This window comes from Rhodococcus sp. FW305-130, assembly GCF_058788335.1.
The window spans coordinates 192,580-207,859 of sequence record NZ_JBYTAP010000009.1 but is presented as its reverse complement, the minus strand read 5'-3'; the positions used below and the strand labels follow the sequence as shown (position 1 = coordinate 207,859).

The 15,280-nt window shown below is 63.2% G+C and carries 12 protein-coding genes; 5 read left to right on the top strand and 7 right to left on the bottom strand.

Going from position 1 to position 15,280, the window contains the following annotated elements:
* Window positions 1–35: 35 nt before the first annotated feature.
* The 4 genes from AC3WQS_RS26345 to clpB all read right to left on the bottom strand — a co-directional run bounded on the left by AC3WQS_RS26345 (window position 36) and on the right by clpB (window position 5,539).
* A complete protein-coding gene (locus AC3WQS_RS26345) occupies window positions 36–836 on the bottom strand; it encodes an SDR family NAD(P)-dependent oxidoreductase (protein ID WP_029254745.1) in 801 nt (266 codons plus the stop codon).
* Window positions 837–882: 46 nt separating this feature from the next.
* A complete protein-coding gene (locus AC3WQS_RS26340; RefSeq protein WP_477994152.1) occupies window positions 883–1,770 on the bottom strand; it encodes a TtfA family protein in 888 nt (295 codons plus the stop codon).
* 86 nt (window positions 1,771–1,856) lie between these two features.
* Window positions 1,857–2,828 carry a hypothetical protein gene (locus tag AC3WQS_RS26335; protein ID WP_029254744.1) on the bottom strand — a complete coding sequence of 324 codons (972 nt, stop codon included), beginning with the start codon at window positions 2,826–2,828 and terminating at the stop codon, window positions 1,857–1,859.
* A gap of 158 nt (window positions 2,829–2,986) precedes the next feature.
* Entirely contained in the window at window positions 2,987–5,539 is a 2,553-nt protein-coding gene (gene clpB / locus AC3WQS_RS26330; protein ID WP_020906630.1) for an ATP-dependent chaperone ClpB, read from the bottom strand.
* Window positions 5,540–5,721: 182 nt separating this feature from the next.
* Here clpB and AC3WQS_RS26325 point away from each other — a divergent pair, with 182 nt between their 5' ends.
* The gene (locus AC3WQS_RS26325) at window positions 5,722–6,918 is read left to right on the top strand and encodes an FAD-binding oxidoreductase (RefSeq protein WP_459114465.1); all 1,197 of its coding nucleotides are present in this window, start codon (window positions 5,722–5,724) and stop codon (window positions 6,916–6,918) included.
* A gap of 16 nt (window positions 6,919–6,934) precedes the next feature.
* The gene (locus AC3WQS_RS26320) at window positions 6,935–7,681 is read left to right on the top strand and encodes an FAD-binding oxidoreductase (RefSeq protein WP_030535968.1); all 747 of its coding nucleotides are present in this window, start codon (window positions 6,935–6,937) and stop codon (window positions 7,679–7,681) included.
* A gap of 3 nt (window positions 7,682–7,684) precedes the next feature.
* On the opposite strand, the gene AC3WQS_RS26315 is transcribed toward AC3WQS_RS26320, so the two are convergent.
* A complete protein-coding gene (locus AC3WQS_RS26315) occupies window positions 7,685–8,845 on the bottom strand; it encodes a globin domain-containing protein (protein ID WP_197940736.1) in 1,161 nt (386 codons plus the stop codon).
* 235 nt (window positions 8,846–9,080) lie between these two features.
* On the opposite strand from AC3WQS_RS26315, the gene AC3WQS_RS26310 reads away from it, so the two are divergent.
* Window positions 9,081–10,268 carry a nitric oxide synthase oxygenase gene (locus tag AC3WQS_RS26310; RefSeq protein WP_020906627.1) on the top strand — a complete coding sequence of 396 codons (1,188 nt, stop codon included), beginning with the start codon at window positions 9,081–9,083 and terminating at the stop codon, window positions 10,266–10,268.
* A gap of 6 nt (window positions 10,269–10,274) precedes the next feature.
* Here the strand turns inward: AC3WQS_RS26310 and AC3WQS_RS26305 are convergent, their stop codons facing one another.
* The gene (locus tag AC3WQS_RS26305; protein WP_003944372.1) at window positions 10,275–11,660 is read right to left on the bottom strand and encodes a CitMHS family transporter; all 1,386 of its coding nucleotides are present in this window, start codon (window positions 11,658–11,660) and stop codon (window positions 10,275–10,277) included.
* 93 nt (window positions 11,661–11,753) lie between these two features.
* A complete protein-coding gene (locus AC3WQS_RS26300) occupies window positions 11,754–12,761 on the bottom strand; it encodes a Bug family tripartite tricarboxylate transporter substrate binding protein (protein ID WP_037137427.1) in 1,008 nt (335 codons plus the stop codon).
* A 168-nt stretch (window positions 12,762–12,929) separates the two neighbouring features.
* Here AC3WQS_RS26300 and AC3WQS_RS26295 point away from each other — a divergent pair, with 168 nt between their 5' ends.
* Together AC3WQS_RS26295 and AC3WQS_RS26290 are read left to right on the top strand one after the other, a co-directional pair.
* Window positions 12,930–14,582: a sensor histidine kinase gene (locus tag AC3WQS_RS26295; protein ID WP_252858639.1), complete on the top strand. Its 1,653-nt coding sequence runs from the start codon at window positions 12,930–12,932 to the stop codon at window positions 14,580–14,582.
* The gene (locus AC3WQS_RS26290) at window positions 14,579–15,262 is read left to right on the top strand and encodes a response regulator (RefSeq protein WP_279218354.1); all 684 of its coding nucleotides are present in this window, start codon (window positions 14,579–14,581) and stop codon (window positions 15,260–15,262) included. The genes AC3WQS_RS26295 and AC3WQS_RS26290 overlap by 4 nt, the downstream gene beginning before the upstream one ends.
* The last annotated feature ends 18 nt before the right edge of the window (window positions 15,263–15,280 follow it).

Below are 15,280 nucleotides of genomic sequence, written 5' to 3'. Positions count from 1 at the left end.
CTGCCTCTGGGCTACGTGCGCCTGCTGCCTCTGGGCTACGTGCGCCCGCGGCCTCGTCCGACGATGTTGGTCAACCGGCGAACCAGCCCCTTGGGAACCAGACGCCCAGCCGTCGTGAGGACCTTGTACTGAATTCCCGGAATGCTGATGACCTTGTCGTCACCGAGATCCTTCATCGACGCCGCAACCACCTGGTCGACGCTCAACCACATCGGCTTGGGGATCGTGGACATCTCGATGCCCGCACGCTCGTGGAACTCGGTGCGGATGAAGCCCGGGCACAGCGCCTGAACGCGCACTCCCGTCCCGGCCAACCCGCCGGAAAGCCCTTCGGTGAACGAGATGACATAGGCCTTGCTTGCCGAATACGTCGAACCCCGGCCGGACAGCAGGCCCGCGACGCTCGCCACATTGACAATCGTTCCGTGCGCCGACGCGATCATGCTGGGCAGCGCCGCACGGGTCAGCCGCATCACGGCGGTGACGTTGACGTCGAGTTGAGACTGAAGAAGCGCCGGATCTGCAGTCCAGAACTCGCCGGAGGTACCGAATCCGGCGTTGTTCACCAACACCTCGACGCCCTTCTCCAGACGAAGCGCGACGGTGTCGCGTCCAGCCTCCGATGCGAGATCGGCAACCAGAATCTCCGACTCGGTGCCGAACATCGTCTTCAACTCGGACGCGAGGTCGTGCAATCTGACCTCGTCACGTGCGACGAGAACCAGGTCGTATCCGAGGGAGGCGTATTTCTTGGCGAAACCGGCGCCGAGACCAGAGGTAGGTCCGGTCACCAGGGCAACGGGACGCACAGGGCGATCCGAGTGGGAAGTCGACATACCGGCCACGCTAGTGGTTATCGCGGCTGGACGGGAACCTTAAAGGTCAGTCGACCGGGCGAATTGTGCCCGAGCGCTGCGACGCCGGACGCTGAGCCGGCTTGTCAGCCGCCTCGGGCTTGCGCAGCGATTGGTCCTGACGTGGCGCAGATTCCCGCGGTGCAGGCTCACGCGGTGCAGGCTCACGCGGGGCAAATTCACGCGGCGGAGCTTCACGGGGCGGCTGCTCTTGACGCGAACGGGGCTGTTCTACCGGATCCGGAGTTGGGCGAGACTTCTCGGCGCCCGGCCGCGGGCGGCTCGGATCGTGATCGACCTCGAGTTCGTTGGGATCGGTGACGGGAGGCAGGACATGCAGAATGCCGGACAGGCGCGCAACCGACTCGATTGCAGCGTCCCAATCCCGGCCGTTACTGGTCACCGGAAGCGAACCGAGCGTCCACTGCCCTTCGCTCCACAGCATGCTGATCGACGGCGGAACCGATTCGGTGAACGCCACCATGCGCTGATCACAGACACGACGTGCGATCTCGAGATCGGTCGCGAAGACGACTCGTGAACCGATCGCACCCAGCAGGTTCAGGTCGCCGTCTTTGGGCGGAGCCGTCGATTTCAACCGAAGATCGATGTCGACGTCCGACCCGATCTCGCGGCGAACGGCGACGATGGTTGCGGTCTCTTCCAGGTCGAACAGCACGAACTGCTCTCCGCGACGACGGCCTCGGACGACGTCGGTGGCAGTGAGGTAGTCCTGCTTCGCCATGACCGCGCGATGCCATTCGCCTGCGAGCTGATCGTCAGTGGCCGTGTACGTGTATCCCTGCGCCTTGGCCCAGATCTGACGCACTCGCCCGGATTGATCTCGCCTCGTCCTGTCGACGTACAGGAGCGCACCCGCGCCTGCGAGTGCAATTGCTGCCAGTCCGAACCACATTCCAGTCATCACCCTCCAGGGTAGCGACTCGCGGCCTCAACCTCCCGCGACACCCTGGTGGACTCGCCTGATGTGTCGTGAACGACTCAGTTGCCGAACTTCGGCAACGACGTACTCAGAATCGTGTTGGCGGTCATCGTGCCGTTCTCCACCGGAGTTCCGTCGACGACGATGTTGTCTCCCGGTTGCAGATCGGCAATCGTGGCGCGGTTGAGCGCGATGAGGGTGGTGTCGGCTGTGGTCAGAACCGTCACCTGCGATCCACCGATCGAATCGATGACCAACGTGCCGCCGTCGTTCGACTTGACGGTGCCGACGGCTCCCCCGGCGTCGCCGATGACTTCGCCGAGCCCGCCCGGGAGCTGGCTGAGCGGGGAATCCGTCGTCGGAGTCGGCGCCGTGGTGCTCGCCTTCGGCGGTGTGGTGGTCGGCGCCTGCGTCGTAGTGGTCGGCGGAACGAAAGCGGTCTGGGTTCCCTTGTCGTTCGAACCGAACGCCGAGAACGCGACGATCGCGATCACGGCGACCAGGATCCCGACCACGCCGGCAGCCACCCACGTCGCGAGCTTGCGCTTCTTGCCGCCGCCCGACGACCCGTCTTCGATGAACGGCTGTTCCGGCGGAACTCCCCCGCCACCACCTGCAACCGGATACTGCTGTGTGTTTCCGTACTGCTGTGTATTCCCGTACTGATCCGGGTTCCCGTACTGCTGGGCCGTGTACGGCGGATATGCCTGCGTCGCACCCGGCGGCGGGGCCTGCGGATCGAACTGCGGGTTGTAGGCGGGGAAGGCCTGCGTGGGATTCGGCTGCTGCCCCTGCTGCCCCAAGTACTCCGTGTTCTGATCCGGGCCACCGTAGGGATACTGCTGCGCTCCCGGAAACTGCCCCGCCCCCGGCTGCTGACCGAAGTACTCCGTCGGCTGGTTCGGATTCTGGCCGGACACCGTCCCGTACTGCTCTGTCGGCTGGTCGGGCGTACGCCCCCACACCTCGGTGGCCTCGGGATCCTCACGGCGCGGCCCACCCGAGTTACGCGGATCGTTCTGATCGGTCATGCCTGGCTCACCTTCGGTTGGGACGAAAGAGCGTCGAAGTCGTTCGGAGAGGCGCGGGTGCAGACATCCCCAGTTCGAGCATCCAGCCATCCAGGGTAGAACAAAATGCGAATGCCCCGCCGATCCACTTGGATCGACGGGGCATTCCACTTACCGAATCAGGACAGAACCAACTGATCCGCGTCCTCACTGACACCGACGTGCACGGTGTCGCCGTCCTGGACCTTGCCGGCCAGGAGCAGCTTGGCGAGCTGGTCGCCGATCGACTGCTGAACGAGTCGACGCAATGGCCGAGCGCCGTACAGCGGGTCGTAGCCGCGCACCGCGAGCCACATCCGGGCAGCACCGTTCACCTCGAGGGTGAGACGACGCGCAGCCAGACGCTTCTGCAGCTGCTCGAGCTGGATGTCCACGATGTGCTCCAACTGCTCTTCGGAGAGCGAGTCGAAGACGACCACGTCGTCGAGACGGTTGATGAACTCCGGTTTGAACGCGTGGCGTACCGCGTCCATGACCTGCTCCCGCGTGCCACCGGATCCCAGGTTGGAGGTCAGGATCAGGATGGTGTTGCGGAAGTCCACCGTGCGGCCTTGACCGTCGGTGAGTCGGCCTTCGTCGAGCACGGCGAGCAGGACGTCGAACACGTCCGGGTGTGCCTTCTCGACCTCGTCGAAGAGGACCACCGAGTACGGGCGTCTCCGAACTGCTTCGGTGAGCTGGCCGCCGGCTTCGTAACCGACGTAGCCCGGAGGGGCACCGACGAGTCGGGCCACCGAGTGCTTCTCACCGTATTCGCTCATGTCGATACGGATCATCGCGCGCTCGTCGTCGAAGAGGAAGTCCGCCAAGGCTTTGGCGAGCTCCGTCTTACCGACGCCGGTCGGGCCGAGGAACAGGAAGGAACCGGTGGGCCGATTGGGGTCGGCGACACCTGCTCGGGCGCGGCGAACCGCATCCGAGACGGCGACGACGGCGTCGGTCTGGCCGACGACTCGCTTGCCGAGTTCGGACTCCATGCGGAGCAGTTTCTCGGTCTCGCCTTCCATCATCCGGCCCGCCGGAATGCCGGTCCAGGCTGCGACCACGTCTGCGACGTCGTCCGGCCCGACCTCTTCCTTGAGCATCACGTCACCGTCGGAGGCGGCTCCGGAAGCGACTGCTGCCTCTTCCAGTTCCTTCTCCAGCGCCGGGATGCGGCCGTAGCGCAACTCGGCTGCCTTGCCCAGATCGCCGTCACGCTCAGCGCGTTCGGACTCTCCTCGCAGGGTTTCGAGCTGTTCCTTCAGCACGCGCACCGAGTCGATGGCCTGCTTTTCGTTCTGCCAGCGGGTGCTGAGCTGATTGAGCTTTTCGCGATCGTCGGCGAGTTCCTGACGCAGCTTCTCGAGCCGAGCCTTGGACGCGTCGTCTGTCTCCTTCTCGAGTGCCACTTCTTCGATTTCGAGTCGGCGAACAGTGCGTTCCACCTCGTCGATCTCGACGGGTCGCGAGTCGATCTCCATACGCAGACGTGATGCGGCTTCGTCCACGAGGTCGATGGCCTTGTCCGGCAGGAACCGCGACGTGATGTACCGGTCCGACAGCGCGGCAGCAGCCACCAACGCGGAGTCGGTGATGCGTACGCCGTGGTGCACCTCGTAGCGCTCCTTGAGACCGCGCAGGATGCCGATGGTGTCCTCGACCGAGGGCTCACCGACGAGCACCTGCTGGAAACGACGCTCGAGTGCTGCGTCCTTCTCGATGTACTTGCGGTACTCCTCGAGCGTGGTGGCACCGACCAGCCGCAGCTCACCGCGGGCGAGCATCGGCTTGATCATGTTGCCTGCGTCCATCGCGGATTCACCGGTGGCGCCGGCGCCCACGATGGTGTGCAACTCGTCGATGAAGGTGATGACCTGTCCGGCACTGTTCTTGATGTCGTCGAGAACTGCCTTGAGGCGTTCCTCGAATTCACCGCGGAACTTGGCACCGGCGACCATGGACCCGAGGTCCAGGGACACAACGGTCTTGCCTCGAAGCGATTCCGGGACGTCACCCGCGACGATGCGTTGGGCAAGGCCCTCCACGATCGCGGTCTTGCCGACGCCGGGCTCACCGATGAGTACCGGGTTGTTCTTGGTACGACGCGAGAGCACCTGCACGACACGGCGAATCTCGGTGTCGCGACCGATCACCGGGTCGAGCTTGCCGCTACGTGCAGCTTCGGTGAGGTCGGTGGAGTACTTTTCCAGCGCTTGGTAGGTGCCTTCGGGCTCCGGGCTGGTGACGCGAGCGCTGCCGCGGACGGTGGTGAAGGCTTCACGCAATGCGTCCTGGGTAGCGCCATGACGTACGAGCAACTGCGCGACGTCGGAGTCGCCGCCGGCCAGTCCGTAGAGGACGTGCTCGGTGGAGACGTACTCGTCGTCCATCTCGGTGGCGAGGTGCTGAGCAGCAGTGAGTGCCGCGAGTGCCTCACGCCCGAGTTGCGGGGTGGAGCTTGCGCCGGTTGTCTTGGGCAGGCGATCGACGATTGCCTGTGCTTCACGGTGTACGACCGTGGGGTCGACGCCTACAGCTTTGAGTAGTGGGGCAGCGATGCCGTCGGTCTGGTCGAGCAATGCGACCAGCAGATGGGCAGGCCGGATATCGGGATTACCCGCCGACGACGCCGACTGCAGTGCAGCCGTCATCGCAGCCTGGGTCTTGGTTGTTGGTGTGAACGAGTCCACTTGTCACCTTTCTGGCGAAGTCGAACGGGAAGAGCCGCGACCGGTTGGTATTGCGACTGTGTCAATATGCTCAACGCGGACAAACTTGAGTCTATTCCGCTCAAGTTTGTTTTCGCCAGGCCGAGTTGGTTTCGTAGGTCACATTTTGAGCCGTACTAGAATTGTGGCGAGAGTTGCAGCTGGTGCGAAAGGGGGATGGATTGGATCCGACAGTGATCGCCCGTCTGCAATCCAGCCTCGATTCTCTGACCGACGACGAAGAGAGCCGTGCGCACTTCTCGGCAGTGTTCTACACCGGCCTCTTTGCGGAACATCCTCTGTACCGCTCATTGTTCCCGGCCGGGATGGAATCGCAGGGGCACCGTTTCTTCAGAGCGATCGAGTTCGTCGTCAAGAACCTTCCCCAGCATCGTCGGATCCGGAAGTTCCTCACCCAACTCGGCCGCGATCATCGCCGCTACGGCGTCGAGCGTGAGCACTACGAGGCTGCCGGTGTTGCACTCGAGCGCGCGATTCGGTCGATGTACGGAACCAGCGCGCACAGTCGCTACAAGTGGACGCCGGAACTGGAGGACGCCTGGTCTCAGTTCACCGACCTCGTCGTGAGCACGATGGCCGACGGCGCCGAGTCCGATACGACCCCGGCACTCTGGGGCGCAACCGTGGTCAGCCACGAACGAGTCCTCGACGATCTGGCGATAGTGCGCCTCGAAGCCGACCCACCCATTCCGTACGGGGCGGGACAGTACGTCGGCGTTCAGATTCCCCAGCGCCCGAAAATGTGGCGGTACTACTCACCGGCGATTCCGACCAACCCTTTCGGTCAGCTCGAGTTCCACATCCGCAAGGTGTCGGGAGGATGGGTCAGCCCCGCGATCGTCAGCGAGACCAACGTCGGTGACCGCTGGGTCATGTCCACTCCCCTCGGCGGTCTCGAGGTCGATTTCACCAGCGACCGTGACGTTCTCATGATCGGATCCGGCACCGGCATCGCCCCACTGCGGGCACAGGTGATGGAAATGTCCCAACGCGCGCACAATCCGCGCGTGCACCTGTTCGTCGGCGGCCGGTATCCGTGCGACCTCTACGACCTCGAAACGCTCTGGCACATCTCGCTCAGTAATCCGTGGTTGACCGTCGTACCGGTTTCCGAAGAACCCGAAAACCCTTGGTGGCACAACGGACCGGTGCTTGAGCCACCCTTCGGAATGCACAGCCGACTGATCGGACCGATCGGAAAAGTGGTCTCGCAGTTCGGCTCGTGGGCCGACCGTCAGGTGCAGATCTCGGGGTCACCGTCGATGATCAAGACCACCGTCTACGCCTTGCGGGCCGGCGGAACTCCACTCGACCAGATCCGGCACGACCCGCTCTACTGACTACAGGAGAACTTTCATGGCCCAGCGAACCTGGTCGAGCACAGTCGTCGAACATCACCGTCTCCGTGAGGATCTGGCGGTTGTCCGCCTGGTCGGCGATGTCGTCCCCTTCCGCCCCGGCCAGTACGTCGACGTCAGCGTCCCGCAGAATTCGCGGTTGCTCCGCCGACTCTCCCCCGCCCTGCCTCCCTCACACGACGGGAAGTTGGAGTTTCACGTCAAGACGGTTCCCGGCGGTTGGGTCAGCGGTTCGATAGTCAAGAACACCCAGCCTGGTGACGTCTGGCAGATCCTCGACCCGCGCGGCAACCTGTCCGTCGACGAGAACGGCCCCACCGTCATCATGGTCGCGGGCGGAACCGGCTTGGCCCCACTCCGGTCGATCATTCTCGATCTGGCTCAGACCCCGAACCCGCCGCAGGTGTACCTCTTCTTCGGTGGCCGAACGCTTCGCGATCTTTACGCAGCGGACATGTTGTGGCTGCTCGCCGATCAGTTTCCGTGGTTGCAGCCCATTCCCGTCGTCGAAGATCTCTCCGACGGCGGCCCGCCCGACGGGTGGTTCGACCGTTTGAACGTCGACATCGGATTCGGCGACGATCATCTCATCGAAGGCACGCTCGCCGACGTCGTCGCGTCGTACGGTGCGTTCACCGAACATCAGGTCTTGGTGTGCGGATCAGCGGCCATGGTTCGATCGACGCGTGATCGATTGATCGAGGCCGGAACGCCGGCCGAGGTCATTCAGTTCGATCCGTACTGACGGTCAGTACGTCGGATCATTGCGAACGGTGTCGACGTCGATGCCCACCGCGCGAAGCCTGAATTTGGTGCTGTTGACCATGGATTCACTGCCGACGACCTGGATGTCGTAGCCCGCCCAGTCCCCGAACGAGGTCACGACCTTACCGACCTTGCCGACGATGCGCCTTGCCATGCCGATCGGCGGCAGCGGTTCCGACTCGGTGTGCCACCACGGATTCTCGTCTTCTTCCGAGACCGGGATGATCGTGAGCCACGGGTGCTTCTCGGCCAGCTTCCACAGATGCGGAAGGTCGTAGAGATCGCACGGATGCTGTCCGGAGTAGAACAGTTGGACCTTGCGAGTGTTGCCGCGTCGGATCAGTTCGAGGATCTGAGCGCGAAGAGGCGCGACACCTGTTCCCGACGCAATCATCAAAAGGTCCTTGGAGTTCTCCGGAATCCCCAGGGCGCCGATGGGCGAACCGACCACCCAGGTGTCACCGACAGCGGTTTGGTTCACCATGACCGGGCTGACCCACCCGCCGGTGACCTGACGAACGTGGAACTCGAGGACTCCAGTCCCGTCGTACGGCGTGGCCGGTGAGAGGTAGCGCCACATCCGCGGCCTCGCGGCGACCTGCACGCTGACGTACTGACCGGCGCGGTATTGCATAGTCTGGTCGAGTTGCAGCTTGACGACGGCGACGCCCTTGATGACCGGGCGGCATTCGATGACGGTGGCACTCCAGGCGGGCGGGCCGTCCTCCGCGTTGGCGGCGTCCATCATCGCTGCCGAGATGATCGCGAGCGCGTTGCGCCATGCGCTGTCGACCTCGTCGGTCCACATTTCGGCGCCACCGAAAGTCTCGAGTGCTTCGATCAGGGCATTGCCGACTGCCGTGTAATGCTCGTCAGTGACGCCGTACTTGCGGTGATCGCGGCCGAGCTGCGCGAGGTACTCGAGTATCGCGTCGGACTCGTCGAGGCGTTCGACGACGTGAGCGATAGCGCCGACAAGCCGGTCCCGCTGCACATCCATCGCTGCCGGAAAGAACTCCCGGGTTTCGGGCGATCGAGCGAACAGGATCGAATAGAAGGTACGGGCGAGCCGTTCCGGACCATCTTCTACCGCAGCGACGGATTTGAAGCTCGACCGGACCAGAGAGATTGCTTGCGAATCCACGCTCATCCTCGTCCCGACTAGACGCGGCAAGACCCGCCGCGGAATTTCGTCTGCAGCTTATGTCACAAATGTCTGACTCGTAAATCATTCTGGACAAGTGTCACAATGCGACCCCATTTCGCGGTGTGACCGTCCCTTTCTTATTCTTGCGTGCAAGATAAACAAGAGCTTCGACACTCTCAATCGCCGAGCTAACGTTCAGCGAAATCTCAACCAGCCAAACAGGAGTCGTGCCGTGGATTTTGTTCGACAGGACGAATTGCCCACCGATAGCGGGCTTACGTCCCAGATCGCCTCCACCACCCCGACGCTGACCGAGCTTCAACGTCGGGAACTCGAGTGCGTCGAATTTTTCGACTCTCCGGAACTGGGCCACCTCCCGACGTCTCGGCGGCGCGAGGCCTTGCGTGAGCTCCACCGGACCGGTACCTACACGCACACAGCGGAGGAATTGCTCGTCGGCGCCAAACTCGCCTGGCGAAACCACGCCAGGTGCGTCGGTCGCGCGCATTGGCGGACCCTCAAACTCATCGACGCGCGCGACGCCGTCACGGCTTCCGCTCTCGCAGAAGCGTGCTGGGAGCACCTGCGACTGTCGACCAACGGCGGCGCTCTGCAGTCCGTCGTGACGGTCGGGCCGCTTCCCCGCGAGGACGGCCAGGAGTACCGCATCCTCAGCCCGCAACTGATCCGCTACGCCGGCTACCGGCAACCGGACGGCACCATCCTGGGCGACCCGTGGCACGTCGATCTCACCGCTCAGGTCACCGCGATGGGATGGAAGGGCGCCGGCACGGCGTTCGACGTTCTCCCCGTGCTGATTTCGGTTCCCGACGAACCCCTGCAGTACTTCGACGTCCCGACCGACCTCGTTCTCGAGGTCGAGATCGAGCATCCCGAATACAGCTGGTTCGCTGATCTGGGGCTTAAATGGCATGCCGTTCCCGCGGTCTCGGACATGAACCTCGACATCGGCGGAATCGTTTATCCCTGCACACCGTTCAGCGGTTGGTACGTCAGCACCGAGGTCGGTGCACGCAACTTCAGCGACACCGATCGCTACAACATGTTGCCGACCATCGGGGCGATGATGGAGCTCGACATGAGCCACGACCGCACGCTCTGGAAGGACCGTGCACTGGTCGAACTGAACCGCGCAGTTATCCACAGCTACCGCAAGGCCGGCGTCATCATGGTCGACCATCACACTGTCGCAAAGCAATTCATCGATCACATCGCGCGTGAGGACAAGGCCGGGCGCAAGTGCCCGACCGACTGGTCATGGGTGAACCCGCCCATGTCCAGCTCGCTCACGCCGACGTTCCACCGCCTGTACGACGAGCCCGATCTCGACATCCGGCCCAACTTCGTGACAAAAAAGAAGAAGGGCACCGACCAAGGCCGGTGCCCCTTCCACAACTGATCGCACTCAGAAGGGGATCTGCCCCAATCCGACACCGACCACGAGCATCGTGATCGAGATCAGGCCTGCTCGCCACAGGACCTTCTTGTGGTGATCCGCCAGGGACACACCGGCAAGCGTGACCAGCAGCAGGATCGCCGGGACCAGCGGACTCTGCATGTGCACGGCCTGCCCGGTGATCGAGGCGCGCGCCATCTCCACCGGCTCGATGCCGTACTGGGCTGCCGTCTCGGACAGCACCGGCAGCACACCGAAGTAGAACGCGTCGTTGGTCATGAAGAATGTGAGCGGGATACTCAGGACGCCCGTGATGACGGCCAGATGCGGGCCCATCGCGTCGGGAATGACCTGGAGCAGCCACTCTGCCATCGCCTCGACCATGCCGGTTCCCTGGAAAACGCCGGTCAGCACCGCTGCTGCCAGGACCATCGCGACAACGGAGACGATGCTCGACGAATGGCGTGCGATTGCTTCGCCCTGATCCTTGACCGCCGGGAAGTTGACCGCGAGAGCGATCGACGACGCAATCATGAACAGCACCGGGATGGGCAGGATGTCCATCACGAGCACGACGAGAAGGATCGTCGTCAGCGCGGCGTTGAACCAGAGCAGCTTCGGTCGCAAGGTGTCCCGCTTGGGGTCGAGGCCGTCGATGAATCGTCCGGTGTCGCCGCCGTCGTCTTCGGAGTCGTTCGAGCCGCCGGTGCCGGCGCTACCGGTGCTGGAACTTCCACCGTTTCCGACCTTTTCGAGGATGCGCTCAGAAGTCAGGACCAAAGTCCCGATCCTGCGACGCTCCATGATCCCGAGGTGAATCGCGAATCCGAGCACCATGATCAGGCCGACGATCAACGACGGCACCATCGGGACGAACACGTCGGAGGGCGAGAGTCCCAGCGCGCTAGCCGCCCGCACGGTCGGGCCACCCCACGGAATGATGTTCATCGTCGCGTTGGACAAGCCGGCGATCACCGTCAGTACAACGGGACTGACACCGAGTTTGAGGTAGAGCGGCAGTAGCGCGGAGGTCACGATGATGAAGGTCGTCGAACCGTCTCCGTCCAGCGAGACCACCATCGCGAGCACCGCGGTGCCGACCACGAGCCGCATCGGATCGTCTCGCACCATCCGCAAGATGAGTTTGACCAGCGGATCGAAGAGGCCGACGTCGATCATGATTCCGAAGAAGATGATCGCGAAGAACAACAGCGCCGCGGTGGGTGCGAGCGACTTGATGCCGTCGGTGATCATGTCGCCGATGCCGAGGCCCGCTCCGGCGAGTAGTCCGAAGGCCACCGGCACCAGGGTCAGTCCCACCACCGGGGTCGCGCGTTTGGTGAGGATCAGGAACATGAACACCGCAACCATGAGGAAGCCGAGTGTGACGAGCATGATGAACTCCTTTTGTGCTGAGTTGCCGAGAAAAACGGCACGGCAAATCGAGCCGGTGACCTTCGTGGAGGTGAAACGAAACTTCGGTTGTGCTCAGTTGGTGCCGGGCGGATCGAGTGTCGCGTCGACGAACCGGGATTGTTCGGCGAGGAAGGCAGAGAACTCGGGTTCGGTGAGAACTGCGCTGTTCCAACCATTTCGGTCGGACAGCTCGTTCCACCGTGGACTTGCCGCAAGATCCCGCACTAAATTCTGTAAATGCTGACGCTGGTCGTCCGTCAATCCGGGGGGCGCCATGAGACCCCGCCAGTTGGTGAACGTGACGTCGACGCCCGACTCCGCCATGGTCGGTGCATCCACCGCCGGAGTGCGCTCCGGCGAACTGACCGCGAGGACCCGAACCGTGCCTGCCGCAATCTGATCCAGGTACTCACCGATACCGGTGGCGGCGACGTCGACCTGCCTGGTCAGCAGCGCCGGAAGCAGTTCTCCGCCGCCGTCGTAGATTCGGTAAGGGGACAGCGACGGATCGACGCCGACCGCCCGTGCGAACAGAAGGCGGAACAGCCCGTCCGGTCCGCCTTCACTCGAACCACCACCGATCGAGATCGACGACGGATCCGCCACCCAGGCCTGCGTCAGATCTGCCAGAGTTTTGTACGGCGAATCTGCCGGGACCAGTACAGCTTCCGGCTCTTCGACCAGTCTCGCGATCGGTGTCACGTCGGAAAGGGTGTGCTCGGACGGCAGTATCTCGAGCGAACCGAGAACGCCGAGTCCCATGACCATGAGTAGATCGGGATTTCCGCGTTCGAGAGCCAACCGGTTGAGTCCGACGATGCCACCCGATCCGGGCAGAACAACGACGTCGGCGTCGACGGTCCCTTCGTCGGCCAGTGCCTGCACCATGGTCCGGGCGGTCAGGTCGTAACCACCACCGGCCACCGAGGGCACCAGTACACGCAGTTCTTCGGAACTCTCACCCGCTCGACCACCGGCGAAGAAGGACTCGCCCGGAGTGCATCCGGTCGAGAGCACGAGAGCCATCGCGCAAGCACCGAGCAGGGCGATATGCCTGCTCAGTCGCTTCGATGTCCTCATGGCCTTGTCCTTGTCTGCTGGCTGTCTGCTGGTACCGCTGTGTGAACAGGTTTCATACTGACGCACTTTGTGACTGGGGTCACCATTGGGAAAGCAAATTGATTTGTGCTCATTGTGCTCACGAACAGCGGCTTTCCCGGCATCGAACTGAAGGCTAGGGTCTGGCTGGTGTCCTCAGGAAACGAGCAGGCCGAGCGAGAGCGCAAGTCGCCTCTGCGTGAGCGCCTGTTTCGGCGCCGGCACACTCTGGCGACCCAACTTCTCGAACTGCAACTTCTGATCGTCGTCGCAGTTCTCGTGTGTGTCACCGCCCTCTCCCTCGCTCAGTCGTCTGCGAGTTTCCAACGCGAGGAGGGACGTCGCGCACTCTCGGCAGCGGAATCACTCGCAGCCAATCCAGCGGTACGTGAACTACTCCCCCAGGCGCAGACTCGTCTCCGCTCCGGACTACAAGGTTCGGTCGACTCGGTGCGCGCAATCTCGGGCGTCACCTACGTCTCGCTTGCCGACGCCGACGGCAGTGTCGTCATTTCGACGCGTCCCGGTGATGTCGGCGTCGACGCACGTCAGACACAGGATCGGTCATGGACGGGTTTGGTCGACACGTCCTCAGGCAAGGCAGTGGAAGCGCACGTTCCGATTCTCGGCAGTGAAGGAGGGATCACCGGAACCGCGATCGTCGGCATCGAGTACCCCTCGATCTGGACGCGACTGCTGCAATCTGCACCGAACCTCCTGGTATACCTCGCGGTGGCCTCGCTTCTCGGGGGCGTCGGTTCGATCCTGTTGGCCCGCAGGGTCAAACGGCAGACCCTCGGCATGGAGGCCGGCGAGATCCTGGACCTGGTTCGCCAACGTGAGGCGATGCTGCGTGGCCTCAAGGAAGGTGTCATCGCATTCGACGCGCAGGCAAAAGTGGTGCTGATGAGCGACAGCGCCCACCAACTCCTCGACATCCCACGCGGGAGTGCCGGTAGATCTGTGCGAGATCTCGGTCTCGACGACCGACTCCAGAGTGTACTGACCTCCGGCACAACCGAATCCGATCAGTTGGTTCTTGTCGGAGATCGACTACTCGTCCTCAACACCGTCTTGATCGAATCGAAAGGCCGCACCATCGGGTCGGTCACCACCTTCCGCGACCGCACCGAATTGCGCTCCGTGGAAGAAGAACTCGACGTGACCAAAACCAGCACGGACGCGCTACGCGCCCACATCCACGAGTTCGACAATCAGTTGCACACCATTTCCGGCCTCATCCAGCTCGGCGAGTACGACGAGGTGGTCGGCTACGTCGAGGGCCTGACCATGGAGCGCGCACAGGTCAGTGCAGCCGTGACCGACAAGATCGCCGACGTCGGCACTGCCGCACTCGTGATCGCCAAGATGGGTGCCGCTGCACAGGGATTGGTCACCGTGGAACTGACATCGGACACGCACCTGGACTCGGTTGATCGCCGACTCGGCCGAGACCTCGTGACGGTGGTCGGAAACCTCGTCGACAATGCCGTCGACGCTGTCGGTGAAATGCCGGAAGCGTCGCGCCGCAAGGTTCGATTGTCGATTCGGGGTCGTGGCACCGCCGTCGAAGTGCGGGTCGAGGACGCCGGCCCCGGTATCGCGCCGGAGAATCGCGACAGGGTTTTCGGCCAGGGCTGGAGCACCAAGGGACAATCGAGCGACGGACACGGTTTCGGCTTGGCACTGGTACGCCTGACGTGTCGTCGACGCGGTGGCGACGTCACGGTGAGCAGTCGTTCGACAGAGGGCATCGAATGGACTGTCTTCACCGCAGTCCTACACGACGGAGAGGGCGCATGATCCGGGTACTGGTGGTCGACGACGACTTCATGGTGGCGAAGGTGCACAGCGGATTCGTCTCGCGGATAGACGGTTTCGAAGTGTGTGGCGTCGCCCATTCGGCCGAGGCCGCGCTGGCCGCAGTCGGTGAGTTCCAACCCGACCTGGTGCTTCTCGACGTCCACCTGCCGGGCACCACCGGACTCGATCTGATCGCCCCGTTTCGCGAGCTGGCACCGGAGCTGGATGTTCTTGTCATCACGAGTGAGCGCGAGGCCGGCTCGGTCAAGAAGGCGCTGCGCAGCGGCGTCGTGCATTACCTGATGAAGCCATTCACGTTCGAGGTTCTCCGTGAGCGTCTCGAGCGTTACCGATCGACATACGCGAATCTCGACAGCTCCGGCGAAGCAGAACAGACAGCAGTGGACGAGGCCTTCGGTGTTGCAGGTGGCGCACCAGGGGCGTCGTCCCACAAAGGTTTGCCCAAGGGACTCAGTCCCGAGACTCTTCGGTTGGTCGAGACAGCTCTGCGAGACGACACCGAACCCGCCTCGGCAACAGACATTTCCGAGAGAGTCGGTATCTCACGCGCGAGCGCGAGGCGCTACCTCGAGTACCTCTACGAGTCCGGGCGGTCCACCACCTCGCTGAAATACGGAGTGGTGGGCCGCCCGGAGCGTCGTTACGTCTGGAAACGCTGACCCTTCGCTACACGACGC

What these genes read in the sequence shown, in the direction of transcription:
- AC3WQS_RS26320 (WP_030535968.1), top strand. Translation starts at nt 6,935, where the DNA reads ATGGCCCAGCGAACCTGGTCGAGCACAGTCGTCGAACATCACCGTCTC.
- AC3WQS_RS26345 (WP_029254745.1), bottom strand. Translation starts at nt 836, where the DNA reads ATGTCGACTTCCCACTCGGATCGCCCTGTGCGTCCCGTTGCCCTGGTG.
- AC3WQS_RS26335 (WP_029254744.1), bottom strand. Translation starts at nt 2,828, where the DNA reads ATGACCGATCAGAACGATCCGCGTAACTCGGGTGGGCCGCGCCGTGAG.
- AC3WQS_RS26300 (WP_037137427.1), bottom strand. Translation starts at nt 12,761, where the DNA reads ATGAGGACATCGAAGCGACTGAGCAGGCATATCGCCCTGCTCGGTGCT.
- AC3WQS_RS26340 (WP_477994152.1), bottom strand. Translation starts at nt 1,770, where the DNA reads ATGTGGTTCGGACTGGCAGCAATTGCACTCGCAGGCGCGGGTGCGCTC.
- AC3WQS_RS26290 (WP_279218354.1), top strand. Translation starts at nt 14,579, where the DNA reads ATGATCCGGGTACTGGTGGTCGACGACGACTTCATGGTGGCGAAGGTG.
- AC3WQS_RS26305 (WP_003944372.1), bottom strand. Translation starts at nt 11,660, where the DNA reads ATGCTCGTCACACTCGGCTTCCTCATGGTTGCGGTGTTCATGTTCCTG.